Source organism: Rothia sp. (in: high G+C Gram-positive bacteria), assembly GCF_030540545.1.
In the GTDB taxonomy this organism is placed as follows: Bacteria; Actinomycetota; Actinomycetes; order Actinomycetales; family Micrococcaceae; genus Rothia.
This window is the reverse complement of record NZ_JAUNVZ010000001.1, coordinates 119235-145861: the sequence shown is the minus strand read 5'-3', so window position 1 is coordinate 145861 and position 26627 is coordinate 119235. Positions and strand designations below refer to the sequence as shown.

Annotated in this window: 24 protein-coding genes; 6 read left to right on the top strand and 18 right to left on the bottom strand. The window is 56.3% G+C overall.

Annotated features, from left to right (window positions below; genetic code table 11):
* Nucleotides 1-195: 195 nt before the first annotated feature.
* The 5 genes from Q4P78_RS00685 to Q4P78_RS00665 form a co-directional block, all read right to left on the bottom strand.
* Nucleotides 196-1299: a diacylglycerol kinase family protein gene (locus tag Q4P78_RS00685; protein WP_303338384.1), complete on the bottom strand. Its 1104-nt coding sequence runs from the start codon at nucleotides 1297-1299 to the stop codon at nucleotides 196-198.
* Nucleotides 1300-1436: 137 nt separating this feature from the next.
* Complete coding sequence (gene serS, locus Q4P78_RS00680; protein WP_303338383.1) at nucleotides 1437-2741, bottom strand: serine--tRNA ligase; 1305 nt, start codon at nucleotides 2739-2741, stop codon at nucleotides 1437-1439.
* Nucleotides 2742-2790: 49 nt separating this feature from the next.
* The gene (pheA, locus tag Q4P78_RS00675) at nucleotides 2791-3738 is read right to left on the bottom strand and encodes a prephenate dehydratase (protein WP_303338382.1); all 948 of its coding nucleotides are present in this window, start codon (nucleotides 3736-3738) and stop codon (nucleotides 2791-2793) included.
* Between the two features lie 154 nt (nucleotides 3739-3892).
* On the bottom strand, nucleotides 3893-4753 hold the full coding sequence (locus Q4P78_RS00670) for a spermidine synthase (protein ID WP_303338381.1): 861 nt from the start codon (nucleotides 4751-4753) through the stop codon (nucleotides 3893-3895).
* Nucleotides 4754-4798: 45 nt separating this feature from the next.
* Nucleotides 4799-5110 carry a thiamine-binding protein gene (locus tag Q4P78_RS00665; protein ID WP_303338380.1) on the bottom strand — a complete coding sequence of 104 codons (312 nt, stop codon included), beginning with the start codon at nucleotides 5108-5110 and terminating at the stop codon, nucleotides 4799-4801.
* Nucleotides 5111-5282: 172 nt separating this feature from the next.
* Here Q4P78_RS00665 and pta point away from each other — a divergent pair, with 172 nt between their 5' ends.
* From pta to Q4P78_RS00650, 3 genes are all read left to right on the top strand, one after another.
* The gene (gene pta, locus Q4P78_RS00660; protein ID WP_303338379.1) at nucleotides 5283-7376 is read left to right on the top strand and encodes a phosphate acetyltransferase; all 2094 of its coding nucleotides are present in this window, start codon (nucleotides 5283-5285) and stop codon (nucleotides 7374-7376) included.
* A gap of 126 nt (nucleotides 7377-7502) precedes the next feature.
* A complete protein-coding gene (locus Q4P78_RS00655) occupies nucleotides 7503-7718 on the top strand; it encodes a heavy-metal-associated domain-containing protein (RefSeq protein WP_303338567.1) in 216 nt (71 codons plus the stop codon).
* A 300-nt stretch (nucleotides 7719-8018) separates the two neighbouring features.
* Nucleotides 8019-10280, top strand: a complete 2262-nt coding sequence (locus Q4P78_RS00650; RefSeq protein WP_303338378.1) for a cation-translocating P-type ATPase — start codon at nucleotides 8019-8021, stop codon at nucleotides 10278-10280.
* A 92-nt stretch (nucleotides 10281-10372) separates the two neighbouring features.
* Here the strand turns inward: Q4P78_RS00650 and Q4P78_RS00645 are convergent, their stop codons facing one another.
* From Q4P78_RS00645 to Q4P78_RS00625, 5 genes are all read right to left on the bottom strand, one after another.
* On the bottom strand, nucleotides 10373-10711 hold the full coding sequence (locus Q4P78_RS00645; RefSeq protein WP_303338377.1) for a hypothetical protein: 339 nt from the start codon (nucleotides 10709-10711) through the stop codon (nucleotides 10373-10375).
* A 52-nt stretch (nucleotides 10712-10763) separates the two neighbouring features.
* Nucleotides 10764-11318, bottom strand: a complete 555-nt coding sequence (locus Q4P78_RS00640; protein WP_303338376.1) for a hypothetical protein — start codon at nucleotides 11316-11318, stop codon at nucleotides 10764-10766.
* Between the two features lie 262 nt (nucleotides 11319-11580).
* Entirely contained in the window at nucleotides 11581-12966 is a 1386-nt protein-coding gene (locus tag Q4P78_RS00635) for an MATE family efflux transporter (protein WP_303338375.1), read from the bottom strand.
* A gap of 62 nt (nucleotides 12967-13028) precedes the next feature.
* The gene (locus tag Q4P78_RS00630) at nucleotides 13029-13439 is read right to left on the bottom strand and encodes an RNA-binding S4 domain-containing protein (RefSeq protein ID WP_303338374.1); all 411 of its coding nucleotides are present in this window, start codon (nucleotides 13437-13439) and stop codon (nucleotides 13029-13031) included.
* Between the two features lie 260 nt (nucleotides 13440-13699).
* Nucleotides 13700-14926, bottom strand: a complete 1227-nt coding sequence (locus Q4P78_RS00625; protein WP_303338373.1) for an ABC transporter permease — start codon at nucleotides 14924-14926, stop codon at nucleotides 13700-13702.
* Nucleotides 14927-15163: 237 nt separating this feature from the next.
* Here Q4P78_RS00625 and Q4P78_RS00620 point away from each other — a divergent pair, with 237 nt between their 5' ends.
* Nucleotides 15164-15772 (top strand): TetR/AcrR family transcriptional regulator, encoded by a 609-nt coding sequence (locus Q4P78_RS00620; protein WP_303338372.1) that lies wholly within the window; start codon nucleotides 15164-15166, stop codon nucleotides 15770-15772.
* 113 nt (nucleotides 15773-15885) lie between these two features.
* On the opposite strand, the gene Q4P78_RS00615 is transcribed toward Q4P78_RS00620, so the two are convergent.
* Both Q4P78_RS00615 and Q4P78_RS00610 read right to left on the bottom strand, forming a co-directional pair.
* Nucleotides 15886-17481, bottom strand: a complete 1596-nt coding sequence (locus Q4P78_RS00615) for a glycerophosphodiester phosphodiesterase (RefSeq protein WP_303338371.1) — start codon at nucleotides 17479-17481, stop codon at nucleotides 15886-15888.
* A gap of 270 nt (nucleotides 17482-17751) precedes the next feature.
* The gene (locus tag Q4P78_RS00610; protein WP_303338370.1) at nucleotides 17752-18255 is read right to left on the bottom strand and encodes a PTS glucose transporter subunit IIA; all 504 of its coding nucleotides are present in this window, start codon (nucleotides 18253-18255) and stop codon (nucleotides 17752-17754) included.
* Nucleotides 18256-18501: 246 nt separating this feature from the next.
* On the opposite strand from Q4P78_RS00610, the gene Q4P78_RS00605 reads away from it, so the two are divergent.
* A complete protein-coding gene (locus Q4P78_RS00605) occupies nucleotides 18502-19080 on the top strand; it encodes an arsenic metallochaperone ArsD family protein (RefSeq protein WP_303338566.1) in 579 nt (192 codons plus the stop codon).
* 104 nt (nucleotides 19081-19184) lie between these two features.
* On the opposite strand, the gene Q4P78_RS00600 is transcribed toward Q4P78_RS00605, so the two are convergent.
* The 4 genes from Q4P78_RS00600 to fbaA form a co-directional block, all read right to left on the bottom strand.
* On the bottom strand, nucleotides 19185-20006 hold the full coding sequence (locus Q4P78_RS00600; protein WP_303338369.1) for a hypothetical protein: 822 nt from the start codon (nucleotides 20004-20006) through the stop codon (nucleotides 19185-19187).
* 89 nt (nucleotides 20007-20095) lie between these two features.
* The gene (locus tag Q4P78_RS00595; protein ID WP_303338368.1) at nucleotides 20096-20452 is read right to left on the bottom strand and encodes a beta/gamma crystallin-related protein; all 357 of its coding nucleotides are present in this window, start codon (nucleotides 20450-20452) and stop codon (nucleotides 20096-20098) included.
* A gap of 339 nt (nucleotides 20453-20791) precedes the next feature.
* Complete coding sequence (locus Q4P78_RS00590; protein WP_303338367.1) at nucleotides 20792-21415, bottom strand: NAD(P)H-binding protein; 624 nt, start codon at nucleotides 21413-21415, stop codon at nucleotides 20792-20794.
* 200 nt (nucleotides 21416-21615) lie between these two features.
* Entirely contained in the window at nucleotides 21616-22641 is a 1026-nt protein-coding gene (fbaA, locus tag Q4P78_RS00585; protein ID WP_303338366.1) for a class II fructose-bisphosphate aldolase, read from the bottom strand.
* Nucleotides 22642-22856: 215 nt separating this feature from the next.
* Here fbaA and Q4P78_RS00580 point away from each other — a divergent pair, with 215 nt between their 5' ends.
* Nucleotides 22857-23183 (top strand): hypothetical protein, encoded by a 327-nt coding sequence (locus Q4P78_RS00580; protein ID WP_303338365.1) that lies wholly within the window; start codon nucleotides 22857-22859, stop codon nucleotides 23181-23183.
* Between the two features lie 85 nt (nucleotides 23184-23268).
* Here the strand turns inward: Q4P78_RS00580 and Q4P78_RS00575 are convergent, their stop codons facing one another.
* The gene (locus tag Q4P78_RS00575) at nucleotides 23269-25365 is read right to left on the bottom strand and encodes an ATP-binding cassette domain-containing protein (RefSeq protein WP_303338364.1); all 2097 of its coding nucleotides are present in this window, start codon (nucleotides 25363-25365) and stop codon (nucleotides 23269-23271) included.
* On the bottom strand, nucleotides 25365-26495 hold the full coding sequence (locus Q4P78_RS00570; RefSeq protein WP_303338363.1) for a secretion protein HlyD: 1131 nt from the start codon (nucleotides 26493-26495) through the stop codon (nucleotides 25365-25367). The genes Q4P78_RS00575 and Q4P78_RS00570 overlap by 1 nt, the downstream gene beginning before the upstream one ends.
* Nucleotides 26496-26627 lie beyond the last annotated feature (132 nt).

Below are 26627 nucleotides of genomic sequence, written 5' to 3'. Positions count from 1 at the left end.
TCTTTCGTTAGGTGTATGGGCGCCCGGCGCCGATCCTCGGGTGTGGATTGGGCGCATTGCGACCCCTGGTGAGGGTGCTGGGCGTACCTTTTCTCTCTATTTTCTCACTTTTTGAGTCTCTTGGCGTGCACTCTGGGGAAAGTTCTCATGAGCGAACACGCGATATGGCGCACATTAAGACCTTCGAGGCTCTTTCTAGAGCTGCACAAAGGAGAGCACATCCGGATGCGCCTGCACGCGCAGAACCTCCGGCAGCACCTGCGCCTGCACAGCACGTGCAGAGGCCACAGGGTCACCATCAACCTCCACCGGCTGAGCACCCTCCAGCATCTCAATACGCACCCGCTTACCCACATAATGCTGCATCACCGGCAACTGCAGGGGGGCATGGCCCCACAGGGTACGGCGCATCACCTTACCCATCACCACCATCCAGCCCGCCAGAGTCCGCGGGGAAGTCACAATCACCTCAAGCTGACCATCATTCAAATCAGCCAGGCTCGCCAATTGCAAACCACCCTGTAGGCGACCACAATTAGCAATCAGCACCGACTTCATGCACGTCTCAAACGGCGGCTGATCATCAACCGTAATACGCACCCGCGGGCTCTTACCCATCAGGGCACCGGCACCCGTACGCACATAGGCAAGCCACCCCAGCTGCGCTTTAAGCTCCTCGCTGGTTTCGTGCATCACCTGGGCATCCAGCCCGGCACCACTCATCACAAAAAACGTATACTCTTGGGAGCCGCGCACCGAATCACTGCGCATAGAAATCGCGTCCATCGGAACCGCCGCACCATTGAGCGCAATATCAATACTGCGTTCCCGATCAGCCAGCGGCAGGTACAAGTTACGGGCCAAAAGATTACCCGTACCGGCTGGAATAATCCCCAAACTCACCTCGGTACCCAGCAGCCCGCGCGCCACTGCGCCCACCGTACCGTCACCACCAATAGCAACCACAATCTGCGCACCGGCATCCACCAGCTCACGCGCCTGCTGTGTACCCGGCGAGAGCACCGTCGTCTCACGCGTAAGCACACGCGGCCAACCCAGCTCACTCACACGACGCTCAATATCACGCACATAGCCGCGCGCCTGCGCCTTCGACGGGTTATACACCACACCCACCAGGCGGCTATCAGCAGGCTCCAGGGCACCCCACACACCCAAAGGCGCCACCAACGGCGCAATCAAACGGCGCTGCTGACGCACCATACCGGTAATACGTGTACCCACAGCAGTGAGGGCAGCACCGGCCAGCGAATACCCCAGAAATTTACGGTTAATAGCCATAGGTACAAGCATACTCCCGCACACAGCACACGGGGCAGCCCAACATCAACCCGGTCTCAAAACACACAACCGCCCGGTAGTATTCACACTACCGGGCGGTTATCTGCTCCAGGGGCGCACCCTAGAAAGATAAGAATTTAGGCAATGGCCGGGATCACCTCAGCGCCACCCATATAGGGGCGCAGCGCTTCGGGAATTCGTACCGAGCCGTCAGCCTGCTGGTGGGTTTCCAGAATCGCCACAATCCAGCGGGTGGTTGCCAGGGTGCCATTGAGGGTTGCCACCGAGCGGGTGCGGCCCTTCTTCACATTGCCCTGCTCATCCACGGTATCGGCGGTACGCTCACGGGTGTTCAGGCGGCGTGCCTGGTAGGTGGTGCAGTTCGAGGTGGAGGTCAGCTCGCGGAAGGTACCCTGGGTGGGAACCCATGCCTCACAGTCGAACTTGCGTGCCGCGCTGGTACCCAGATCGCCCGCAGCGGTGTCGATCACGCGGTAGGCGAGCTCGCACTTGGCGAGCATTTCTTCTTCCAGAACCAGCAGCTGCTCGTGCATCGCCTCAGCCTCTTCAACCGGGCAGTAGACGAACATTTCAGCCTTGTTGAACTGGTGCACGCGAATAATACCGCGGGTGTCCTTACCGGCGGAGCCTGCCTCGCGGCGGTAGCAGGAGGACCAACCCAGGTACTTCTTGGGGCCGTTGCTCAGGTCAATGATTTCATCGGCGTGGTAGCCCGCCAGAGCCACCTCGGAGGTGCCGACCAGGTACAGGTCGTCGCGCTCCAGACGGTAGATTTCATCGTCGTGCTTGACGTTAAAACCGGTGCCGTTCATGATTTCGGGGCGTACCAGGGTGGGGGTGGTCATCATGGTGAAGCCATTAGCGGTTGCGGTGTCCAGTGCCAGCCACATCAGTGCCTGCTCCAGGCGTGCAACCTGACCCTTGAGGAAGTAGAAGCGGGAGCCGGAGACCTTGGCGCCGCGCACCATGTCGATACCGTCTACCAGTTCGCCAATTTCCAGGTGGTCGCGGGGCTCGAAGCCCTCTGCTTCAAAGTCGCGCGGGGTGCCCACGGTCTTGAGAACCACGTAGTCGTCTTCGCCGCCTACGGGCACGCCGTCAACGATGAGGTTCTCAATGGAGGAGAGCAGTTCGGTAAACTCTGCGGCTGCTGCTTCGGAGGCTGCTTCGGCTTCCTTGACCTTGGTTGCCAGTTCCTTAGCCTGGGCAACCAGGGCGGGCTTTTCTTCCTTGGGGGCCTTAGCAACCTGCTTGCCGAAGGCGTTCTGCTCGGCGCGCAGGGTTTCGTATTCGCCGATCAGGCGGCGGCGCGCCTCGTCAGCTGCCAGGATACGGTCGACGTGGCTTTCGTCCTTGCCGCGTGCGCGCTGGCTGGCGCGGAAGATCTCGGGGTTTTCACGGAGGAGGTTAATATCAATCACGATTACTAATGTACCTTAAGGGGTTATATAACGGGCGGGGGTCAGTAGATTAGCGACGCAGAGCAGCTGGGCGACCGTTCGGGAAGAGAGACTCAACCCAGGCGTGAGCCGCCGCGAAGGCCTCATCGCTATGGATTGCGCTCGGTGCGGTACTCTGATGGTCAGCGCGCGGGTACGAGCCCAGGAATTTAATCTCGGGTGCCACGCGGTGCAGGCCGCGCAGGGCATCGCGCATACGCGCCTCGTAAATGTGGGCGTCCGCGTCAATGCTAAAGGCGTAGGAGCCCATCTTTTCGCCGGTGGGGCGGGATTCAATGCGGGAGAGGTTCACTCCGCGCACCGAGAACTGCTCCAGCAGGGCGGTGAGTGCACCGGCGTGATCTGCGGGCAGGGGTACGGTCAGAGTGGTCTTATCGGCACCGGTGGGTTCGGGAATATCGGCGGTGCGTGAGAGCAGCACGAAGCGGGTCACGGCGTTTTTATTGTCGCCGATATTGTCTGCCAGCACCTGCAGTTCGGGGTGGTATTCCAGCAGTGCCGGGGAGCAGATGGCAGCTTCATAGCCGGGGCGTTCATTGTCGAGCAGCCCCACGGCGGCACCGGCGGTGGAGGAACCGGGCAGGTAGTCTACCTGCGGCAGGGTTTCTTCAGCCCAGCCGCGCACCTGTGCCCAGGCGTGGGTGTGGGTTGAGATGGTGCGAATATCTTCCATGCGGGTACCGGGCTTGGCGACCAGCACAAAGCGAATGGGTACGAGCACCTCGCGGATAATGCGCACGCCTTCGGAGGCGGAAATGGCATCCAGGGTGGCGCTCACGCCGCCTTCTACGGAGTTTTCGATGGGCACCATGGCGGCATCTACTTCTCCCAGCGCCAGGCGTTCCAGGGCATTGGGCACGCTGGTGGCGGGGATTCGTTCGGCACTGTCTGCGCCGGGTACGCTCAGCAGGGCCGATTCGGTAAAGGTTCCGGCAGGTCCCAGGTAGGTGTATCGCATAGTCACTATTGTAGATACTCTGCGAGGGCGACTCGGGGGTATATGCCTGTATAGAGCCTTTTATTTCAGAGTTCGGGCCGCATCTATCAAAATATCGCCCTATAGATATATAACTAATTATCTATAGAGCGATATGTATTGTTTATACGGGCAGCTAACGACCGGCAAAAGCCCGCACTTTAGCACTATCCCAATACTGGGCGGGCACTCCCCCGCTCATCAGCTCACGAGCAATAGCAGCAGCTTGCACACTACCAGCCTCGGGCAGGGGTGAGTGGGAACCGGCAAGAATCACATTGCCTCGGCGACGACCCTTAAGCATTGCCGAGTCAGCAATAACGCAGGCGTACTCAAAATGATCCAGCAGAGCAGCAGCATCCGCTTTGGCATTAGCCAGGGTACGGTCATCCCCGCAATTGATGACATAGAGACCGCCGGGAGCCAGAGAAGAATCAATGGTGCCCACAAAATCGCTGGTAGTTAGAGAGACGGGAGTAACATCCCCGGCGAACACATCTCGAATCACAATATCGCGCGAGGACTCCACAAAAGTGGCGGCAACAGCACCGGCCTCACCCACACGAATCTTCACCCGCGGGGACTTGGGGATATCGAACCAGCCGCGCACCAGCTCGGCAAGGCGCGCATCCAGCTCCACCACGGTATTACGGGACGCCGGGTACACATCGGCAAAATAGCGCGCCATGGAGCAGGCACCGCCACCCAGGTGGGTAATACGCAGCGCCTGCGGGTTCAGATGCTCACCCACATGCGAGCGCACCAGGGCAGCAATCCAGCGCATATACTCAAAGTCCAGTTCTTGCGGCTGACCCACAATCACATGGGAGGATTGCACACCGTTAATGAGCAGCAACCAGCCGTCGGCGTGGTAACCATCGGGCACCAGCTCAGCGGTTCCCGTGGAAATCTCGTAGACTCCGGCAGCGGCTCCCGCTACGGGCTTTTCCTGCTCGCTTGCTCGGGAGGATGATTGCTTTTTGCTCTTTTTCGCCATGTACTAAGGGTACAGGTTCGCGGCTCTCTCAGGAGCGAGAGCTACCTACTTCATGCGCTCAATGGCGTCGTTGAGGCGCTGTACTTTGCCTTCGATTTCCCCGTGGTCGTGACCGGGGCGAATATCGGCTTTAATAACCAGCTGCACACGCGGACCGTACTTACCCACGGCTTCGGTGGCGGCTTTAATGACCGCCATGCATTCATCCCACTCGCCTTCAATGGTGGTGAACATGGGGCCGGTCTGGTTCGGCAGGCCGGAAGCACGCACAATGGCGACCGCTTCGGCTACGGCGTCATGTACAGAGCCGCTATCGTCGCTAGCGGTGGTGGGGGCTACAGAAAATGCGAATAACATACTCACCATCCTACGCTTATCACTCCGTGCGGCGCGCTGTAGCTCACGGCTTTTCTGTCGATATTTACGCCTCGAGGGCAGAAATCATACGCTGCGGGGCATAAAATAGAACTATGAGCGTCCGCGCGCCATAAGCGTTGCGGACATCCCGTAACTCTCTTTGAGGAAAAGAATGACTACCGGTATTTATATTTCGGCGATGAACCCCGAATCTGGCAAGACCATGGTTGCGCTGGGCATCACCGACTCCCTGGTCAAGCGCGCGAACCGCGTTGGCTTCTTCCGCCCGATTTTCAAGGGCGATATTGCGGCGAACGACCCCATGGTTCGCCTCATGCGCGAGAACTTCAACCTGAGCGAGTCCCAGGTTGGCGGCGCTGTGAGCCTGGACGAGGCTCTGGAACTGATCGCTGAGGGCAAGGCTGAGGAAATCTCCTCCCGCGCCGTGGCTGAGTACGCCAAGGTTGCCGCCAATAGCGATGTTGTGGTGGTTGACGGTGCATACCTGACCAACCAGAACGCTCTGGCTGTTGAATTCGATCTGAACGTGCAGATTTCCCGCGACCTGGGTCTGCCCGTCATTGCTGTGCTCGGTGCCCACGAGGCATCCGTTGCCGAGGCTGTTAACGCCGTGGACGTGGCTCGTAGCGAGCTGCTGGCTGCCAAGGCTGACCTCTTCGCTGTGATTGTGAACCGTGCTCCCGCGGCTCTGCGCGAAGAGATTGAGAAGAACGTTAAGCTCGGCGAGGCTAATCTGCCCGTATACGTGCTCAACGAGGTTCAGGAGCTCTCCCAGCCCACCGTTGCCGAGGTTGTTTCGGCTCTGGGTCTGGAAGCTTCGGGTCTGACTCAGGAAGATCTGGACCGCGATATCCACGAGGTTAAGATCGGCGCTATGACCGTGGCTAACTTCCTGGAGCAGTTCGCTGATGGCGACTTCGTGATTGTCCCCGGCGACCGTACCGATGTTGTGGTTGCTGCTCTGGCGTCCGCTCTGGCTCCGAGCTTCCCGGCTCCTTCGGGTCTGCTGCTGACCGGCGGTTTTGAGGCTTCTTCCTGGGAGAACACCGTTATTTCCTCCCTGGTTGAGAACGCTCCCTTCCCGGTAATGAACACCGAGCTGGATACCTTCAAGGCTGGTCGTGCGGTTGCTCGCGTACGCGGCAATATTGACGGCGGTCAGACCCGCAAGATCGCGACCGCTCTGGGCGAATGGTCTCAGCATGTGGATGAGCAGGAGCTGCTGGCTCGCCTGGAGCTGGAGCGCCCGGCGTCCATTACCCCCACTCGCTTCCTGCACAACCTGATTGAGACCGCTCGCGCTGATCGTCGTTCGATTGTTCTGCCCGAGGGTTACGATGTGCGTATTCTGCGCGCTTCGGAGATTATTGCTCGCCGTGACTTCTGCGATCTGATTCTGCTGGGTAACCCCGCGAAGATCGCTGAGATTTGCCAGGCTGAGGGTATTACCCTGCCGGCTAATGTGCGCATTATCGACATTGATAATAACGAGTACACCGAGGACTTCGCGGCAACCTACGCTGAGCTGCGCGCTCACAAGGGTGTCACCATTGAGGCTGCTCGTACCCGCATGGCTGATCCTTCCTACTTCGGCACCATGCTGGTATACAAGGGTCTGGCTGACGGTATGGTATCCGGTGCGGTTAACACCACCGCGAACACTATCCGCCCCTCCCTGGAGTTCATTAAGACCCGCCCGGGCACCAAGATTGTTTCCTCTGTCTTCCTGATGCTCATGGAAGACCGTGTGCTGGTGTACGGTGACTGCGCTGTGAACCCGAACCCGAACGCTGAGCAGCTGGCTGATATTGCTCAGGCTTCTGCTGAGACCGCTCGCCAGTTCGGTGTGGATCCCAAGGTTGCTATGCTCTCTTACTCCACCGGCACCTCCGGCTCCGGTGAGGATGTGGATCGCGTGCGTGAGGCAACCGAGCTGGTTCGTGCATCTAACCCCGATTTCGCGGTTGAGGGTCCGATTCAGTACGACGCTGCATCGAATATGTCCATTGCGTCCACCAAGCTGCCCGGTAGCGCTGTTGCCGGTCAGGCAACCGTGTTCATCTTCCCGGATCTGAACACCGGTAACAACACCTACAAGGCTGTGCAGCAGTCTTCGGGTGCTGCCGCTGTGGGTCCGGTGCTGCAGGGTCTGCGTAAGCCCGTCAATGACCTCTCTCGCGGTACCACCGTTGAGGACATTATTAACACTGTGGCTATTACCGCTATCCAGGCTCAGACTCTCTAGTCTGCACCTATAGCGCTCTGAGCGTAAAGGGGTGGGTGTCTATCAGACACCCACCCCTTTTTCTCTACTCGTGCCGTTTGGAAGGAGTAGGATTGATAGAGTACAGATTGTTTCGAGAAAGGATAGATCATGAGCACCGTTGTTAAGGCAAGCGGACTGACCTGTGGCCACTGCGCTATGAGCGTGCGTGAAGAGATCGAAGAGCTGCCGGGCGTAAGCGATGTGCAGGTGGAGGTTGTCAAGGACGGCATCTCCACTATCACCATTGAGCACGAGGGCGCCCTGGACTCCCAGGCTGTTGCCGACGCTATTGTGGAGGCGGGCTTCACTCCCGCTATCTAGTGCCGGGGAATCCGGCACGTGTACACTGCGGGCGGGGTGGGCGAGTGAGCCTGTACCGCCCGAGGCGTATCCACAGTATTGCTTCTGCCCTATCGAGCTTTAGCACTCGCCGCGTCATCATGCCTCGCCCCGATTCACGGAATATCACTGCCCCACGGGATGTTTAAACCACAGGTGTTTAAGCTATATAAGCACCCTCACAAGAGACACTAAATAGCAACAAATACAATCATGAGTAACAATTCAGCAAATTTATTAGACACTCAAGGGAGCCCAGCGGCACCCACCACTGAACCAGCCATGCGCGTAGTACACCTGAATATTGAGGGCATGACCTGCGCCTCCTGCGTGGGGCGCGTGGAACGCAAACTACGCAAAGTCGGCGCGGACGCCAGCGTGAACCTCCCCCTGGAATCTGCCCGCGTGCTCGTACCCGATACTTTGAGCGATAGCCAAGTGGTCGATACGGTCAATGCCGCCGGCTACACCGCCACCCTCAAAAGCGCAGATACTCCTGCCGATACCCAAGCGCAGAGTGATCCCCTGCTGTCTCGACTCTGGGTATCGATTGCGCTGAGTGTGCCGATTTTCCTGATCTCTATGGTTCCGGCACTACAATTCCCCCATTGGGGTTGGGTCATCGCTCTTCTGACCGTTCCGGTGGCTACCTGGTGCGCAGCACCCTTCCATAGCGCGGCGTTTAAGGCGGCTCGTCACGGCTCCTCCACGATGGACACTCTGGTGAGTCTGGGTGTTATCTCCGCCTACGGTTATTCTCTGGCGCAGCTGCTGATGGACCCGGCACTGACCGCCCATGTGCACGCCGGGCACCATGCGCCCCTGTATTTTGATTCGGCGTCTATGGTGACGACTTTCCTGCTGGCGGGGCGCGTGATTGAACATCGCACGCGCGCTAAATCCTCGCAGGCTCTCAAGGCGCTATTGGCTCTTGCTCCGGCGCAGGCTACTTTGCTGCGCACCGATAAGGGCGGTACCACGCGCGAGATTGTGATTGATGCTGCCGATATTGTGCCCGGGGATGTGTTTTTGGTGCGCCCGGGTGAGCAGATCGCTACCGATGGCACGGTACTTGAGGGCGCCTCGGCGGTGGATGAGTCTATGCTGACCGGCGAGTCCGTGCCGGTAAGCGTGCAGGCTGGCGATGATGTTACGGGCGGTACGGTCAATACCTCGGGTGCTCTGACAGTTCGCGCTGAGCGCGTGGGTGCCGAGACGACTCTGGCTCAGATGACGGCTCTGGTGACCGCCGCTCAGGAATCGAAGGCGCCGGTGGCTCGCCTGGCGGATCGCGTGTCGGCGGTCTTTGTGCCGACTATTTTGGTGCTTGCTCTGCTAACTCTGATTGGCTGGCTGGTGTTCAGCGGGGATGCGTCCTCGGCGTTTAATGCTGCCGTGTCGGTGGTGCTTATTGCATGCCCCTGTGCCTTGGGTTTGGCGACTCCTACGGCTCTATTGGCGGGTACGGGTCGCGGGTCTCAGCTGGGTGTTTTGATTTCGAATGCTCAGGCTCTGGAGGGTGCCGCTAGGGTGGACACCATTGTGTTTGATAAGACGGGTACCCTGACCTCTGGCGCGATGTCGGTGGTTCGCGCAGCAGATTTTGAGTCTTTTGCCCGCTCTACTGAACCCATAATTGATGCTGCGATTCTAGCTCGTGCCGCCGCGGTGGAGCGTTTGAGTGAGCATCCGATTGCGCGCGCTATTGTCGCAGCGGCTGATTCTTTAGACTCTTCTGCGGGTCGCATTGCGAGCGCCGGAGAGCCGGTTGTGAGCGATTTTGAGGGTGTTCCGGGTGGCGTATCCGCCCTGGTGGAGACCCCCTTGGAGTGTGAGTCTTCGATTGAGCAGCGGGTACTGATTGGTTCTCCTCGTTTTGTATCCGAGCGCGGCGTGAGCCTCTCCGATGACCAGCAGAGCAGGATTAAAAACCTGCAGGATCAGGGTCTTACCACGGTTATTATGGCCTATGATTCGCAAGCCATCGCCGTAATCTGTCTGCAGGATAGCCTCAAGCCAGATGCTCTTGAAACTGTGCAGCAGCTGCGCGAGCTGGGTATCCAGCCGCATATTGCCTCGGGTGATGCCCCGGCGACGGTTGCTGCCGTGGCGCGCGAGCTGAATATCGCTCCGGAGCATGTACACGCGCAGATGACCCCGGCGGATAAGGCGCAACTGGTCAATGAGCTACAGGCTGCCGGTCATCGTGTGGCTATGGTGGGCGATGGTGTGAATGACGCTCCCGCCCTGGCGAGCGCCACGGTGGGTATTGCTATGGCGGCTGGTACCGATGTTGCCGCTGCGAGTGCCGATATTGTGCTGGTTCGTTCCGATGGACTATCGGTTACGCGCGCTGTGCGTTTGGCTCGCGCTACGCTGGGTACGATTCGTTCGAATCTGCTCTGGGCTTTTGGCTATAACGTGGTGGCTATTCCGGTGGCTGCGGCGGGGTTGCTGAACCCGATGATTGCCGGTGCTGCTATGGCTGCTAGTTCGGTGCTGGTGGTAGCAAATTCTGTGCGCCTGACTCGTTTTGAGCGCTAGTTAGCACCTATACCGAGCCATTTTAACGAAGCGGTGCCCGCCTGGTACTACCAGGCGGGCACCGCTTTAATATGGCGCATGCATCCATGCTTTTAGAAGCCTATCCAGAAGATAATGGCTTCTGCCAGCCCGAAGGCGAGGGAACCGAGGACGGCCCAATGTTTGGGTAGTCCGTAGGCGTAGCCGCGACTGTGGAATACCAGGGGCACAAAGCCGACCAATATCAGGTTCCAGCGCACAATGTCACGGCTGTATTCCGGGAGCGTGGCAAGACTGAGGGCTGCAAGTGCTACGTTGAGAAACTCCCAGCCAGTGTACTCTTCCCTATTTTTGGTTTTGGTCCCATTGCGGGCCGAGAGGGCATGCTTCACCCGTAAACCCAGCAGAATCACTGTGCTCAAAGCCGCCACAAGAATCGCGAAATAGTTCATTTCATTCCTCCCAAAATATCAGATAAGGAGCCGTTAACTCAGCTAGTACGTTCTAACTGAAACATGCGTGAGCAATTGCTCCTATGCCGGTAAGATCGCCGATAAGCTGACGAATCTGAGTCCGCATAGAAGCTTCAGCGAGGTGATACGACCCAGTCAAGATGCGTGCCGTCTTATCAACACCATACCGGCGCACGATCGATAACAAACGCCACGCAACCTTTGCACCACGAGCCCAGGGGAATGCAGCCAAAGCTACAAATTCACCAATCGCAAGAGCACATGCCCAAGGATCAGCCTGGGTAGAAGTCCCCTGAACAGGAGGAGGTACAATACCACCCTTAGCGTTAACTTCCTGCACAACTGCCTTAAGCAACTGGCGAGACTTACGATCCAAGGTATAGCCAACAACCTTGTTATCCGGAGAAATAAGCTCATACATGTAAGTTACTTCATCGAGCTTCTCCACAAACTTGCCAACACGGCAACCATTCGGTAAGGTTTCCCCTGCTTCAGCAATAGGCATCGTGACGCCCACTACTGCAACTGCCCCTCCGAGAGCAGCAAGCCGCAAAGCCGAACGACGATTATAGGAAATATTCACCATCGTAAAATCCTTTTACTATATAGTTCCATCTAGGAAAATTCCAACTTGACATCTCAAACAGATGCGATAGACTATATAAGCTCTATAAACCTCCTACGGTTGATGTTAGAGTTCTGGCGGTTCTCGGTTGTTTTTGATCATTCGGTCGAGAGCCGCCACTATTTTATACAACACCTTCAACAAGTGTTAGGGTAGACTATACCCCAAATTCTCTAGGTAATCATCTAAAAAGAGAGATTCATTACGTGATTTATGTCACGATTCAGGCTTTCATCCACACATCGGAAGCAACGCGGCGACCAAAAATCACGGCGCGAACACCCTGATACCAGAAAATATAGGTAACCCACAGGGCACAATAGGCCCAGAAACTACTCAACGCACCGTTACCGTGAGCCCACCAAATAGCGCCCAGTACGGGAACATAACTAATCAGCATCATAAAGGTACCCAACGCCAAATAGCGCATATCCTGGGCACCCATCAAAATACCGTCCAACACAAACACATAGGCGGCAAGGGGCTGCCCCAGGGCAATAATCAGGCAGCTAGCACCCAGCAGCATCTGAACCTGCGCATCGGGAGTAAAAATCCAAGCGCCCCAATACCCCAGGGGCAGGCACAGCAGAGCGGTCACCGTGCCATAGAGCAGGCTCATGCGCACCAGGCGATGCAGCAGAGCACGCACCGCGCTCCGCTCAGTGGCACGGGATAGATCGCGCGCGCCCATCTCCTTACCCAACAGAGCCTGAGCGGCAATAGCCAGGGAATCCAGGGCATAAAGGAAGAGGGAGAAAATACTCATACCCAGCTGATAGGCCGCCAGAGACTGAGTACCAAAACGCGCCACGATCACCACGGTCAGCAGCATAGCCGCGCGCATAGACAGGGTGCGCAGCATAAGCCAAGACCCCAGGGAAAGCACCGAGCGAGCGCCCTCCCAATCAGGGCGCCAGTCCACCCTATAACGCACCATGCCGCGATGCAAAACCAATCCCAAAGCAATCATCATGAGCCACTGGGTAATGGAGGTGCCCATGGCGGAGCCGGCAACACCCAACCCGGCAGGGTAAATGAGAGCCCAATTCAAGCCAAAGTTCACCACGGCACCCACGCCCGCAACTTTCAGCGGGGTGACGGTATCTTGTAGACCGCGCAGGGTGCCCACCTGGGAGAGAATAACCATCATAGGAGGCAAGCCCCAGAAGCTGTGGTGCAGGTAGTCGCGCGCGTAGCCCATGGTTTCATCCGTGGCACCGAGAGCCAGCAGGAGCGGGTCGGCGAGTGCGTACCCGATCATCATGAGCAAAATACCTAATCCGAGTGCGACCCAGGCTCCATCCACACCATTTTTATAGGCGGCGGAGTAGTTCCCTGCACCGTAATGGCGCGCCACGCTGGGGGTCACCGAATAGGCGAGGAAATTCATCAGGCCCACCACGGTACCGATCAGGGTTGCGGCTATACTCATACCCGCTAGATGTGCGGTGCCCAACTGCCCAATGAGCGCCGAATCGGCGAGCAAGAAGAGAGGTTCAGCAATGAGCGCACCAAAGGCGGGAATAGCCAGGGCTAGAATCTGACGGTTCAGGCTCGTAGGCTGCACCTCGGGGGCGGCGGAATGAGCCGATTTCAGCTCAGTATTCACACCCGGCTCACCACTCGGATTATCTATTCTGTTTAGCTCGCCAGTACCCAGTGTCTCCCCCACTACATCTCCTCCCCAAAGCCCATAAAATCGGCATCGCGAGCGCGCAGCGCGTCCAGGGCGCGGCGTTCTTTTTTGGTGGGACGACCGGCTCCTCGTTCTCTTTTGGCAACCGGAGGCATAGAAAGATAGGCGGGTTTGGGGGCGGACAGATCCTCATAGCAGGTAACGGCAATGGGTGCGCCCACACGCTTGGTAATGAGCTTCTCAACTTTAAAGGTGCGTTCCCAGCCGGGCAGGCGGCGGGTGACAATATCGCCGCGCTTGAGTTTATGCGCGGGTTTGACGGGGGAACCGTTGACTTTAATATGACCGCCCTTGATTTCTTCGGCGGCTAGGCTGCGGGTTTTGAGCAATCGTACTGCCCATAGCCAGAGATCTAAACGTGCGTGCTGCAGCTCTTCTTCGCTCATATCTTCATTGTACGGTGCGAGAGATATTTGCCCTATGCGTGTTCACCACGCGGGCAGCACTGCCCATACTCAACGCCTATAAAAGGTATAGAGAAACCCCGATAGGTTCACGCTCTACCCAAAGCGTGTTCCTATCGGGGTTGATCACTCCGGTGTGCGGTGTAGCCCGTGGAGATAAGAGATACCCGGAGTGGTTATTCTCTTAGCTCAGGCTCTGCACCATTCCTGGCGGAGCCGTTCGGGTTTTTTATGCCCGCCCACTATGCGTTCGAAACGCTCATGGTTGCCTTTGCTGCCTTGGGAGTGGCAACAATATCCTGTGCGGCGGTGACTGCCTTTTCCATCAGGCTTTCACGCTCCACCTTTTCGGCGGCTGCAACATCAACCGGGCGCTCCTTGAAGTACCAGCCAATGGCACCCAGGGTCATACCGAAGATAGCCCATGCTACCAGCACGCCCCACTGGGCGCCGGTGCTAGCTTCGGGGAAGTATGCCAGGGAGCGCAGCAGAGTATTGGATGCGCCGGGGATCATCAGCTGACCCAGCTCGCCCCAGAAGGCGGGCAGGAATTCGTGGGGCATGCTAGCACCGGAGATCGGGTTGCCGATGAACATATTTACCAGAGCGCCGATACCCATACCACCGCCAAGGCCCAGCATGGAGGCAACGCCGACAATGAAGTAGCTGGTTGCCGCTGCGCTCATGCCGAAGGCGAGCCAGAGATGGCCGAAGTCACCGGGGATAAAGCCCATCCAGGTGCTCAGAATCAGGGTCATTGCCAGGCCGCCGAAGACACCGTAGAGTGCCACGGCAACAAAGCGGCGCAGGGTGCCCTGCACGGCAATCAGGGTAACTGCCGCACCGATGGTGCCACCCATCACCAGGGGGAAAGCGGCAACTGCCAGGCCGGTACCATTGCTATCGGTCTCTGCCAGGGTCACCACGGGGACGGTGTTCACGTGCAATTCGGCGAGCTTTGCCTGCTCAACCTTGTACTGTTCGAGCATTGCGTTTGCCATGCCCGCAGCGACAGGGTTTTCGGTGTCAGCTGCGGCTTGGGTCAGTGCCTGCATTTTGGTTTCGGCGAACTTCTGCTGCACCTGGGCGTTCATCTGGGTTGCTACGCCGGTGAGCATCTGGGTTGCTGCGGCGTTTGCTGCCGGTGCGGTGAGCACTTCGGGGGCACCGTTTTCGATAAAGATAATGGCGCCGTAGGAGTGGCGTTCCTTAATGCTCTTCTCTGCTGCCGCGCGGTCGGTGACCACGGTAAAGTCGAAGGTTTCGATTCCCTTATCCTTCAGTCCCTGTTCAAAGGAGCTAACGCTCACTTCGGGGCCTGCGATGGATACGGGCAGGTTCTTGTATTCCGCTGCCTTGGTGGGCCAGACGAAGGCGAGGATGATCAGGCTGACCATGACGGTTGCGATCAGTGCTGCCTTGATGGTCTTGCCCCAGGGTGAGGGGGCGGTGTAGGGTGCGTTGTTCATTTCTTATCTCCAAACAAAACACATGTTGTGTTTACAGGTTCAACTGTACACGCACTTCAAGCAAAGCACAAACAAAATAGATATTTTGTTTATAAGCTCACATTACGCCCCTCCTCCCTTCGGCACTCTAGCGAGATCATCGACCACCACCCCGTGGATCTACAAACAGAATATTAAACAGACTTGATATTTTGTTTGCCTCTGGACAAGCCACCCGCAGAGGTATACCCTGTATATATGCCTCGACTTACAGATGCCACCAAAGCAGCCCGCCGCAAACAAATCACCGATGCAGCCTTTGAATGCTTCACCACCAATGGCTACACTCAGACCTCCATGAGCGACATTATTAAGGCATCGGGACTCTCCTCGGGTTCTATCTACTCCCACTTTGCCAGCAAAGCGGATATTTTTGCCGCCACCATTGAGTCGCGCCTGGACGAGCTGGAAGAAATCTACAATAATCTGCCGGATACGCCCTCGCCGCGCGATATTTTGCGCATTATCCTGAATACCTCGGCAGATCTACCCATTCGCGCTAACTTTGCCGCGGTGCTCCGCCTACGTCTGGAAGCAGCCAGCAATGAGGAACTCCAGGGGCTAACCGGTACCATGATGTCCACCGTGCGCACCTATATTCGCCGCGCGGTAGAACCCTGGGCTCGTATTAAATTGAGCGAGCACAGTGCTGAAGAACCCACTCAGGATACAGTGGATCGTTTTACCGCCGATATTGCCGATGCTTTTATGGTCATTGTGCAGGGCTATCTGGTGCGCACCACTCTGGATAGCTCTGTGAATCATACGCATCTGCAGCAGCTATGCATGACCATGCTGCCCGCCTAAAACTGCTCAGTGAGCGCAATATAAAACTTAAACCTCTGTGGGGTGTATGTTTCACGTGAAACATACACCCCACAGAGGTTTAAAGCTACGTTACACAGTGCCTAGACAAAAGCCTAAGCCCAAGGCTCACGCGCAATAAAACGCGTCAGCTCTAGGGGTCCGCCCTCAGCATTGCCGTGATAGCGGCCGAAATGCACATAGGGACCGCGATGAGCGCTATCGTGAATCACCGCGGAACGCGCACCGGCAACATCCACCACAATGGTATCGCCACGCACAATAATCTTGCCGTTAATCAACTGACCAGCCTTAAAGGGCTTGGCGGGGCGCAGGGTGGTCAGCACGGTGGTCTTAATCGGATACGCGGGGCCGGGCTCATAACGCATGAGCTGGATCAGATCTCCCGAAACGTATTTTCCGTGCTCATCCTTTGCCACGTTCCCGGGGCGAATGGCGAGCACATAGCAGCCGCCGTATTCATCGCTACCCGCGGTGCCGGAGTTGAACTTACCGGCAATACCCATCGGTCCGTCATGGCGGCGGCCAAAGGCAATATAGCCGTACTGCCAATTGGTGGTGGGCAGGGAGGAATTCCAGCGCATACTAAATTCCAGGGTATAGCGCTTGAGCTGCGTGTATTCCACTACCGGGCCCAGCAGCACCGACTGATCGTGCGGCTGGCTGTGCACAATAGACCCGGGCTTAATCTGCGGCATATCGCTCGCATTGGAGAATTCCGCCGGGATCATGCCGTGCTGGCGGGTACCGTTGAACGCCAGGGTGCCATCGCCGTAGAGAGCCTGCACCCAACGAGGATCGGGGCACATAAAACCACGAGCACCCAGCTGCTTGTATTTGTGGTAGGCACTGCGGCGGTGAATTTCCCAAATAATGACCGCCTTGCCCGCTGCCTGGGCGTCCTGGCAGATAGTGCGCACGGTCTGCTCCGGCATAGTTCCGCTGCTAGCGCCGGTCACGCTCTCATAGTAGGGCACACCGACCAGGTCCACGTTCTGGCTGGAAAGCATGGTTTTAATATTCGCGCGGGAGTCTTCACCGTTGAAATAGCACCAGGTGAGCATACCCTTGGACTTTGCTTGGCGCAGCGGCCAGCTATTGGGGGTAAAGCCGCCGTCACCATTGCGGAACATTTTAATGACCACGCGGTGGGCAATGCCTCGGCGCTGAATAATGGTGTACATGGGCTCACGCGCCTGCCAGTCCTTGGCCTCGACAAAGAGCACGGTGTTGGGGTTAGCTGCGTCAATAGCGTCCAGGGCTTCTTCGAAGGTGGGGATGATGGGCTCGGGGCTATTTTCACCCAGGCTGGTACGCATATTCACCGTGTATTTTTGCACATCCCTGAGGGCGAGGTCCTGCACGCGCTTATTAATTCCGGTGGTGCGCTTGAGGTTCGCGTCGTGCATGCACACTAGCTGCTTGTCTTTGGTAATGCGCAGGGAAATTTCTACGGCGCGTGCCCCCTGGTTGATGGCTTGGGCGTAGGCGTAGGCGGTGTGTTCGGGGTTCACGTCGCCAGCGCCTCGGTGGGCGATGAAGAATTCATCCTGGCTAATGAAGGTGCGGGCTGCGGTGTTCTCTGCTGCCTGTGCTGCTGGGCTTGCCAGCAGGTTAACGCCGGTCATGGCTCCTGCTGCGGCTCCGGCGCTGATCAGGCGGCGGCGGGTCAGTGATGTGTGTGTACTCATTGCGGGTTTCTCCCATCCGGTTGCTGAGTGTGGTTGGGCCGGGTGAAGACGAGTCCGTGCTTGAGCCTTGGCTCAATCTTTACCTTAGCTCTAAGTAGCATATCGTTTTTGGGTGGGGAATGCCCACGTTATAGCCCGTCTTTGGGCAAGTTTTCGCTCTGTGCTGTACACCTTTATCCCCGACTTTGGGGTATACCGGGGCAGGTACGCCAAAGGGCTTTGTGTAACGTACACGCTACACAAAGCCCTCGGGTTGATTACGGGGAATCTTTACTTCTTGGATGCCTCTGCAACGCGCTCACCGGCTGCTACGGTGCGGCGTGCGTCGGAGTCCTTGGAAATATTGAACTTGGGGGTGTTGGTAATCATGACCATGGTCTCGGTGGAGGGAACCTTGGGTGCAACCTCGTCCCAGTTGACCTCGATAATGGGTGCGCCAGCTTCGACGACGTCGCCAACATTTGCCAGGCGGGTGAAGCCTTCACCGCCGAGCTCAACGGTGTCGATACCGATGTGAACCAGCACCTCTGCACCGTTTTCGCTGCGCAGCATGAATGCGTGCATGGTGTCCTGGATCAGTGCCACGGTGCCTGCAACGGGTGCTACAACGGTGCCTGCAGTGGGCTTGACTGCGTAGCCGTCGCCCATCATGCCCTGGGAGAATACGGGGTCGGAGACCTCTGCCAGGGGCAGGTATTCGCCGGCTACGGGGGCTACGAAAATATCGGTGGCGGGTGCTTCTGCTGCTGCCTTCTTCTTACCGAAACCAAACATTCTGTACTCCTTTGAGGTGTGTCGAGGCGTTTTCGCCTTATCTCTTGTATTCCAGATTACCGTAGCATTGGCTCTCTGGGGAGCCTTGAGGGCGAATTTGAACATATTGCCTAAGGTACGGAACTTCTACGCTCTTGCGCTGAGCATAATGGGGCGCGCCTCTGGGCAGTGATGTGTACCGGGGTCTAAAATAGGAGGGTATATACCAATTAAGCTGTGTTATGAAAGGTGGGCACTGTGGGCGATATGAATAATGCTGAAGGCACCGTCTTGGAGGTTTTCATTCCCGGTCCGGGTGAGAACCCTGAGGATCGCGACGATATGGAGCGTAGCTTCTTCCTGGGCGTGGCTCAGGAGGCGCTGGATTCCGGTGTGGATATTGAGGTGTACTCTACAGATACCTATCCTTCGGCGTTTGAGCTGTGCGAGCCGGTGGCGGATCAGATTGCTATGTCCGGTATTGAGGTTTTGCCGCTCATGCTGGTCAATGGCGAGGTTAAGGTCTCGTATATGTACCCGACTGCCGAGCAGATTAAGCGTTTCTCTAAGGCTCATACGGTCAAGCAGCCGAAGGCGAATGCTGCCGCTGCTGCCTGTGGTCCGGGCGGTGCTGCTGTGGAGTCTTCGCCGGTTCCGAGCCTGCAGCCTGCTGGTTTTGCAGCAACTCTGGCTGATCGTGCGAATGCTGCGGTGGGTCCGGCTATTGGTAACCGTATTAATCTCATGGGTGGCGATACCGGCGATGGTATTCCGACCAGCGGCTCTGTTGCTACTAAGGGCGGTGGAGGCTGTGGCTGCGGTGGTTGCGGCTGCGGTTCTAAGTAATTGGGTGTCTATATGAACCTCTAAAGTTCAGGGGCTGAGTACGAATTAATCGCATTCAGCCCCTGATCTATGTCTCTCACCGTTGAGAGCTTTGATGATGGTATTTACTGGTTTTCGGCAATGAAACGCTGGAATTTCTCGGTACGAGCCTTAATCTGCTCTTTAAGATCATTCAGCTCGGTCTGATGCTCACGAATCAGGGGCATCTGATAGGCTGCTTCTAGATTCGCCAAATTACGAGCCATACCGGTATCTTCATTGCATTGAGCCTCAATGGTCAGCACGCGAATTTCTTCTTCAGAGGCAGGATCTGAGGGAGATTTACGGGTGTATGCGCTCAGTGATTCTTCTGTGCCCCATTCGTTCTCACCTTTGCGGGGAGAGAGCCCTTTAGATTCAAGACAGGTCCACCACGCCTCACGGTTTGTTTTCCATTCGGAATCAGACATTGCTGCACGATAGGCACGCTCTCTGATAATAGTTGGACGCTTTGCTTTCTGAGCGTCAACTACACCACCAATATTTTCAACCTGAGGCTTAACAAGCTTTAGGCACTTATCAAGAATCCCATAGTCATTCTGAACGGGAACAAATGTTTCGGGCTCATGCAGACCGTATTTCTTCGTATAATCTACACTCCACACACCGTAGTCACGTGAGGTTGAAGATATGGTAGTTTTACCTGTCGGAATTTTATATTCTCCGCCATTATCTCTAAAGCACTTGGATAGGAGAATATCGCGCGCTTTCGTTTCCGCACTGCGATCTATAGAAGACTCTGCATATTCTAAAACCGGTGTGCTAATTTGACTATTTTCATAATCAAGATGTGCTTTAGCGTTTGAGTCCTTCTGCAAGGTAGATGAACACCCGGAAACACTCAGAGATAAGCAAGCAAGAATTACTAATAACCCTTTTATGTTCATTATTTTCTCCACTTTGAATCAAAATATACTCTAAAGACTGGCGACAGACCGGCCTACCGCCAGAGATCATCAGTGACTGCTACATTCTATTAGCGATCCCAAATGCGGGCTGCGGAGCTAATAGCATCATTCCAGGGAACGTACAGAATGGTATTATCGGCACCATTATGCCAATAAAGATCATAGTAGTCGTCGCGCCCGGTTACCTTGTAATGACCACTGTATCCGTAGTCCTGGTAGAGAATATAATTCTCACCCCAGCTACGAATGGAGCTGATACGGTCGTTCATGTGCTCAAAGTAGAACACACTCGAACCACGGGAATCGTAGTTCTCACCCTGATACCCCGCATGGTCATAGAACTGAGCCGCGGACGAGGGAGGAACAGAGGTCAACAACAGCGCTACCGCAGCAGCGCCGGCGAACAGGGACTTCAAAGCATGCATGGCATACTCCTCTGGTCGAGGTAGACAGACCGTCCAGGGTCTGTATACCGAACTGTACATACACCAAGTGGTGTATGTACTTAATTAAGGTACTCCTTTAATCACACGGCAGCAAACATAGATTTTTCACTAAATACTATTAAATAATATCAAAAAACACTACAATGCACTAAAATATAGGATTAATGTGAGAAATTAGCAGAGAAATATTAGCTCCATGAATATTTTACTCACCCATAGGCAGATTGCAAAATCAGAATAAACCAATATATGCATATAGGGTGTTATACGGAGCAAACTCCGTATAACACCCTATCTATTAGACAGATTCAGTAAATCTTAGTAGAAAGAAGGCTTCGGGCCCTCAGTACCGGGCTTGTGCACACCCAAGCTATCGCGAGAACCAATGCTTGGATCAGCCACAATATCACGCACCAGTGCCGCCACAGCCTGGCGAGACACCTCAGTATTAGTGAAAGGATCGTGACGGTGAGTCACACCGTATACGGTCTCATCCTTATTGGTCAGCCATGCCGGGCGCAGCACAGTGTAGTCCAGATCGGATGCCTCAATAACATCGGCTGCCTTACGGTAGTCCTTGAGCACGCTACCAATCATTGCGTTATTCCACTCGCCAAAAGCACCGGGAACCTCATCGTAAATACCGATAGAAGTCACGAAAATCAGACGCTTAACGCCCTCAGCGTCCATTGCCGCCACAATAGCCTTTGCCTGCGCCTCAATCTCACCAGCAAGGTTCGCGTAGACAATATCCTGACCAGCAATGGCCTGGCGCAGAGCCGCTTCGTCCAGCACATCAGCACTAATAGCCTGTGCACCCTCGGGCACATAGCGATGCTTAGAACGAGCGTACAGGGTCAGCTCATCACCGCGAGCCTCCATCAGGCGAACCGCATGCTGAGCAATCTGACCGTTAGAGCCCAGAATCAAAACCTTAGCCATGCTCTTCTATCCCTTCATCGAGCTTATTATATCTACTACCCTAGCATCTGCCCGCCGTGCAGGGATAGACATTTTCATAGGACGTAATATTTACCGATACCCGCTCTCCCCTGCAGCAACCCTCAACACAGAATATAAAACACCCCGCCTATTCCCAGAAGAAATAGACGGGGTGTTTATCAGACTATAGGAGTCTATACTTAGCGAACCGAGTTGCCCTCGGAGCCCAGCTGCTGGCAAGCCTCAACCACGCGAGCTGCCATGCTCTCCTCAGCCAGAGCGCCCCATACGCGGGGGTCGTAAGCCTTCTTGTTGCCGACCTCGCCGTCAACCTTGAGCACACCGTCGTAGTTGCTGAACATGTGGCCAGCAACGGGGCGGGTGAATGCGTACTGGGTGTCGGTGTCAATGTTCATCTTGACCACGCCGTAGGAAACAGCGTCTGCGATCTCCTGAGCGCTGGAGCCGGAACCACCGTGGAACACCAGGGAGAAGGGCTTCTCAGCGGTGCCGTACTTAGCGGAGATAGCCTCCTGGATTTCCTTCAGCAGCTCGGGACGCAGGTGCACGTTACCGGGCTTGTACACGCCGTGCACGTTACCGAAGGTCAGCGCTGCAATGTAGCGGCCCTTCTCACCCAGCCCCAGAGCCTCAACGGTCTTCACAGCGTCTTCAACGGTAGTGTACAGGGTGTCGTCGATTGCACCCTCAACGCCGTCTTCCTCGCCGCCGACAGCGCCGATTTCAACCTCGAGCACGATATTTGCCTTAGAGGTGCGCTCCAGCAGCTCTGCAGCGATCTGCAGGTTCTCGTCCAGAGCAATAGCGGAGCCGTCCCACATGTGGGAGTTGAAGATGGGGTCTTCGCCGCGCGCTACAGCCTTCTCGGACTCTGCCAGCAGGGGCAGAACGAAGCCTTCCAGCTTGTCCTTGGGGCAGTGGTCGGTGTGCAGTGCAATGTTCACGTCGTACTGCTTAGCAACTTCGCGTGCGTATGCTGCGAATGCCAGGGAACCGACAACCATATCCTTCTTGGAGGAGCCGGACCAGAATGCGGCACCGCCGGTGGATGCCTGGATGATGCCGTCCGAACCAGCCTCTGCGAAGCCGCGGATTGCAGCGTTCAGGGTCTGGGAGGAGGTCACGTTCACTGCCGGGTATGCGAAGCCCTTAGCCTTCGCGGTGTCCAGCATTTCTGCGTACTTTTCGGGGGTTGCAATTGCCATGCTATCTCCTAGCGGGAGGGTTTGGCCGCACGCGGCCACTGATTGACGTTACGCCAGATTCAGGCGTACCTTAGTTCTTATTTTAGCAAGGGTGAAAAGTTTTTCGGAGCCGTCAGCCCAAGAAATTTCACGAATTTCAGGCTTATATTGTGCTCAATCTCAAGTGAGCAGGCATACTTGTCTTAGTGGCATTATGACAATATTTAGGGAATCGCATGTCCAGTGAGAATGAACGTCAACAGGCATATATAGAACAAACCCGTGCGCGCCTAGCCGCCGTGCAGAAGCGTATGGATAACCACGTGATCGGTAGCGGAAAAATCGCCGAAGCCTTTGCCCTGATTGAACGCATGCGCGCCGAGGGAGCCGCCGATCTGGATATCGATAAAGCACTGGCAGCCAAGAAACTCCCTTCGGTGATTGATATTGCCAAAAAGACCTGGTGGCGCTCCCCCTCCTGGGCTCTGCTCAAACGTAAAAAGGGGCGCCTGGAGCGCAAGCTGGCGCGTCAGCAGCAGCGTCTAGAATCCCTGAACGGTTAACCGGGTTGGGGCGACTTTTTCTCGTTTGGGCGATATAACAGTTCGCCCCACCAAGGAAAAGTCGCCCAAACACTAAAAGGTAGGTTTAGCCGGCAGCCAGGGTAGTTGCCGGATCAATACGCGCCGCGCGCAACGCCGGGTAAATACCGGCAAGCAGACCCACCACAGCCCCGGCAATAAAACCGCTCGCAATGGTCTCAGTACTAATAATCGGTGTCCAATGGTTCATGAGCGACACAATGGAAATACCATTAATCGCGACCACAATACCGAAAATAGTGCCCATAATACTGGTTAGCAGAGTCTCGGCGGCAATCTGCACCAAAATACCCGCCGGGCGCATACCCAGAGCAAGGCGCAGACCCACCTCGCGGCGCCTTTCAATCACCGCCACCAAGAAGGTATTCATAATACCCATGGCACCAATAATCAGCGTAATAACACTCATGGCAATCAGCATAGTGCGCTGCTGAGTATCTACCGCCTCACGCAGAGTTTTAGGCTCCGGAGGCACACCCACGGTATAGCGCGAAGGCTTCTCCGGGGACAGGGCGTAGGGTGCCTCTTCAGCCACCTGATTTGCCGCACCCGCCTGGGTGGTAATCACAATCTGCGTGTGCTTAGCACCGGAACTATTGCCGTCCATGGTGGAGGGTTTAACACCCAGAGGAATATAAACCGCACCGTAGCTCAGGGCAATGGAGGGGTTCTCTTGCACAATGCCGATCACGCGGAACATATCGCCCTGAATATAGACATTAATGCCCTCTTCACGCGGAATGCCCAATTTCTTGGCAACCGACTCGGAGACCACAACCACCTTATCGCCGCGCTCCACATGCCCCTCGTCAAAGCCGCGGCCGTAGGTTAGGGTGTGACCCTCCACCTCAAAAACATTGGGGGTTGCACCCAGTACGCTGGCGGTGACATTGACGGAACGCTCACCGAAATTATCGGGACCGTTTTGAATATCGGAGCCCTCGGAAAGCTGATTCAAAAGAGCCACACCCGTTACACCATTGAGCTGATGCACCCGCTCATAGCCTTCACTGCGGCTAAGCTCCAGCAGCTGGCTGCGCGTGGGGGCTTCTTTACGGGTATCGGTCATAACCAGATGGCGGGCACGGAACACATCGAAGCTTTCCGCCAGCTGACCGGAAATGGTCGCGGTCAGACCCACGGTGAGCACCAGGGAGGCAATACCCAAGATCACGCCGAGCATGGTGAAAAGATTACGACGCACGCGGTGGACCGTGGCGTCCCAGGCTTCGCTCAAGCTGACCCTCCACCAGGGGGTTGAGGGCAGGTTCTGTACCGCGTGCTGCTGTACAACGCGAGTATCAGTGTGTGCCACCTGATAATTCTCGACACGACCATACGGCATAGGCATAGAATACGCAGCAGCTAATATCTCCCTTAACGGAATCTGATCTGTGGGAGCTTCCTCCACATGAACCTTTTTAGCTACGGTAGAAGAGACCTGCTGCCCCGCACGCTCGGTGTAATAGTCCTCCGCCAGGCGACCCTCGTGCATGCGCAGCACGCGATCGCACTGAGCGGCAACCACCGGGTCGTGCGTGACCACAATGGTGCTCTGCTGCTGCCCGGTGAACTCGCGCAGCAGGTTAATAACCTCCTGGGTGAGCTCTTCATCCAGGGAGCCGGTGGGCTCATCGCAAAGTAGCAGGGTTGGCTCGGCGATAAAGGCACGCGCGATAGCTACACGCTGCTTCTCGCCGCCCGAGAGGGTTTTAATGCTGGCTTCGGCACGGTGGGTCAGCCCCAGGCGCTGCAGAATGGCGTCTACCCGTCGGGTTTTTTCGGCGCGGCTGAGTCCCATATATTCCAGGGGTAGTTCCACATTTTTACGAACACTTTTGTGGTCGATCAGGTGGAATGCCTGAAAGATAAAACCGATACGGTGCAGGCGCAGCTGGGCGCGCTGAACGGCGCTGAGTTCGGCGGTATTCTGACCGTTGAGAATATAGGATCCGGTGTCGCTTTCAGATAGCAGACCGAGAATATTCAGCAGGGTGGATTTACCGCTACCGGAGGGACCTAAAATAGCGACCACTTCGCCGTAACCAATATTGACCGAGAGGTCTTTGAGCACACTAATAGTGCTATCTCCCTGAGTAAAGCTTTTACTCAGGTTTTGCGCTTGAACACTATAGGCACTCATTATTTACGGCTTTCTCGCACAATCTTGACCGTGTCGCCGGGGTGAATATCTCCGGAGACGGAGTTTTTACCGCTGCTATTAATGAGCACGCGCACCTGAATTTCTTCATCTTTGCCGTCACGGATTCGAATCACATGGGTCTTTCCGTCTTTGGTAAAGAGGGCGGCTGCGGGCACCACGGTTTGCGGCTCGGGGGTTTCTTCCAGGATCAGTTCACCGGTCACACTGGTGGTGAGTTTTTCGGCTTTTTCACCCACATTGACCAGCATATAGCGCTCGGGTTGAGTGCTCGAAGAGCCCGCTGCGGATCGTTCAGACTGGGCTGCCGAGCCGGCGCTACCGCCCTGGCCACTCTTACTCTCATGAGAAATCAGAGTGCCCACATATTCTTCATCGCCCAGGGCGGGAATGGTGACCTTCTGGCCGCTCTTTGCTTCGGGGGTGAGGGTTCCGGCGGGGCTGGTGCACTGTACGCTCTTGGCGCCTTCAACCAGGTCGGCAATGGAGCCTTCGCTCACGGCTCCGGGGCCGCGCGGGGTACCGGCTACCTTGGCGGGGGCGGAGAGCACGGTGAAGTAGTCCGCGGGGATGGGGCTTTCACTATCAATCGGGCCGTAGCCGTCCAGGTAGAACATGGAGTTCAGGGCGCGGTAGGTGTCTTCGGTGATTTCCCCGGCGGTGCTATTCATACGGCCCAGGTTTGTCAGGGCGGTGTTGAGCATGGCGGCGTCGGGGCCGGTGTCTCCCATGGAGAGATCACGGTAGAAGGAGAAGGAGCCGGTAATGGCGTAGAGGGGTGCACCGTTGACCTCTGCGATGAGGGTGCCGTTGGTGATTTCCTGACCGGATTTCACGTGAATGGCGGTGTATTGGGTGCCGTGCCCGGCGTAGTTCAGAGCTTTGGTGGTTGCGTAGCTTGCGGTGCAGCGTAGCGCGGTGGTGGTGCGTAATTTTTCGCTGGTGACGCGCGCAGTAATGGTGCTGGAGGCGGGGGGCTTCGCTTCGGCGGCTGCTTGGGCGGTGGTTTTAAAGCTTTGGGCGCTCCAGAGGGTGACGGCGGTGATGAGGATCAGGGCGCCGATGGTAATGTAGACCCATGCCTTGCGGCTGAGCTGTTTGAGCTGTGCCATTGTCTCTCCTTGAGGTATAACGGCGAACTACTACGCTGTGGTGTGTGGTGGGTACCACTTGTATATCCAGTATGCCAGGTGGGCTGGGGCTTGTGCAGCTATTTTTCTCATACTTAAGGATGATTTTTCATG

Excerpts from the sequence above, each read along its gene's own strand:
- Q4P78_RS00625 (WP_303338373.1), bottom strand. The coding sequence starts at position 14,926 with ATGAACAACGCACCCTACACCGCCCCCTCACCCTGGGGCAAGACCATC.
- Q4P78_RS00615 (WP_303338371.1), bottom strand. The coding sequence starts at position 17,481 with ATGAGTACACACACATCACTGACCCGCCGCCGCCTGATCAGCGCCGGA.
- Q4P78_RS00645 (WP_303338377.1), bottom strand. The coding sequence starts at position 10,711 with ATGAACTATTTCGCGATTCTTGTGGCGGCTTTGAGCACAGTGATTCTG.
- Q4P78_RS00600 (WP_303338369.1), bottom strand. The coding sequence starts at position 20,006 with ATGAACATAAAAGGGTTATTAGTAATTCTTGCTTGCTTATCTCTGAGT.
- pheA (WP_303338382.1), bottom strand. The coding sequence starts at position 3,738 with ATGCGATACACCTACCTGGGACCTGCCGGAACCTTTACCGAATCGGCC.
- Q4P78_RS00595 (WP_303338368.1), bottom strand. The coding sequence starts at position 20,452 with ATGCATGCTTTGAAGTCCCTGTTCGCCGGCGCTGCTGCGGTAGCGCTG.
- Q4P78_RS00575 (WP_303338364.1), bottom strand. The coding sequence starts at position 25,365 with ATGAGTGCCTATAGTGTTCAAGCGCAAAACCTGAGTAAAAGCTTTACT.
- Q4P78_RS00640 (WP_303338376.1), bottom strand. The coding sequence starts at position 11,318 with ATGGTGAATATTTCCTATAATCGTCGTTCGGCTTTGCGGCTTGCTGCT.
- Q4P78_RS00630 (WP_303338374.1), bottom strand. The coding sequence starts at position 13,439 with ATGAGCGAAGAAGAGCTGCAGCACGCACGTTTAGATCTCTGGCTATGG.
- fbaA (WP_303338366.1), bottom strand. The coding sequence starts at position 22,641 with ATGGCAATTGCAACCCCCGAAAAGTACGCAGAAATGCTGGACACCGCG.
- Q4P78_RS00650 (WP_303338378.1), top strand. The coding sequence starts at position 8,019 with ATGCGCGTAGTACACCTGAATATTGAGGGCATGACCTGCGCCTCCTGC.
- Q4P78_RS00670 (WP_303338381.1), bottom strand. The coding sequence starts at position 4,753 with ATGGCGAAAAAGAGCAAAAAGCAATCATCCTCCCGAGCAAGCGAGCAG.
- Q4P78_RS00590 (WP_303338367.1), bottom strand. The coding sequence starts at position 21,415 with ATGGCTAAGGTTTTGATTCTGGGCTCTAACGGTCAGATTGCTCAGCAT.
- pta (WP_303338379.1), top strand. The coding sequence starts at position 5,283 with ATGACTACCGGTATTTATATTTCGGCGATGAACCCCGAATCTGGCAAG.
- Q4P78_RS00620 (WP_303338372.1), top strand. The coding sequence starts at position 15,164 with ATGCCTCGACTTACAGATGCCACCAAAGCAGCCCGCCGCAAACAAATC.
- Q4P78_RS00685 (WP_303338384.1), bottom strand. The coding sequence starts at position 1,299 with ATGGCTATTAACCGTAAATTTCTGGGGTATTCGCTGGCCGGTGCTGCC.
- Q4P78_RS00665 (WP_303338380.1), bottom strand. The coding sequence starts at position 5,110 with ATGTTATTCGCATTTTCTGTAGCCCCCACCACCGCTAGCGACGATAGC.
- Q4P78_RS00570 (WP_303338363.1), bottom strand. The coding sequence starts at position 26,495 with ATGGCACAGCTCAAACAGCTCAGCCGCAAGGCATGGGTCTACATTACC.
- Q4P78_RS00610 (WP_303338370.1), bottom strand. The coding sequence starts at position 18,255 with ATGTTTGGTTTCGGTAAGAAGAAGGCAGCAGCAGAAGCACCCGCCACC.
- Q4P78_RS00580 (WP_303338365.1), top strand. The coding sequence starts at position 22,857 with ATGTCCAGTGAGAATGAACGTCAACAGGCATATATAGAACAAACCCGT.
- Q4P78_RS00605 (WP_303338566.1), top strand. The coding sequence starts at position 18,502 with ATGAATAATGCTGAAGGCACCGTCTTGGAGGTTTTCATTCCCGGTCCG.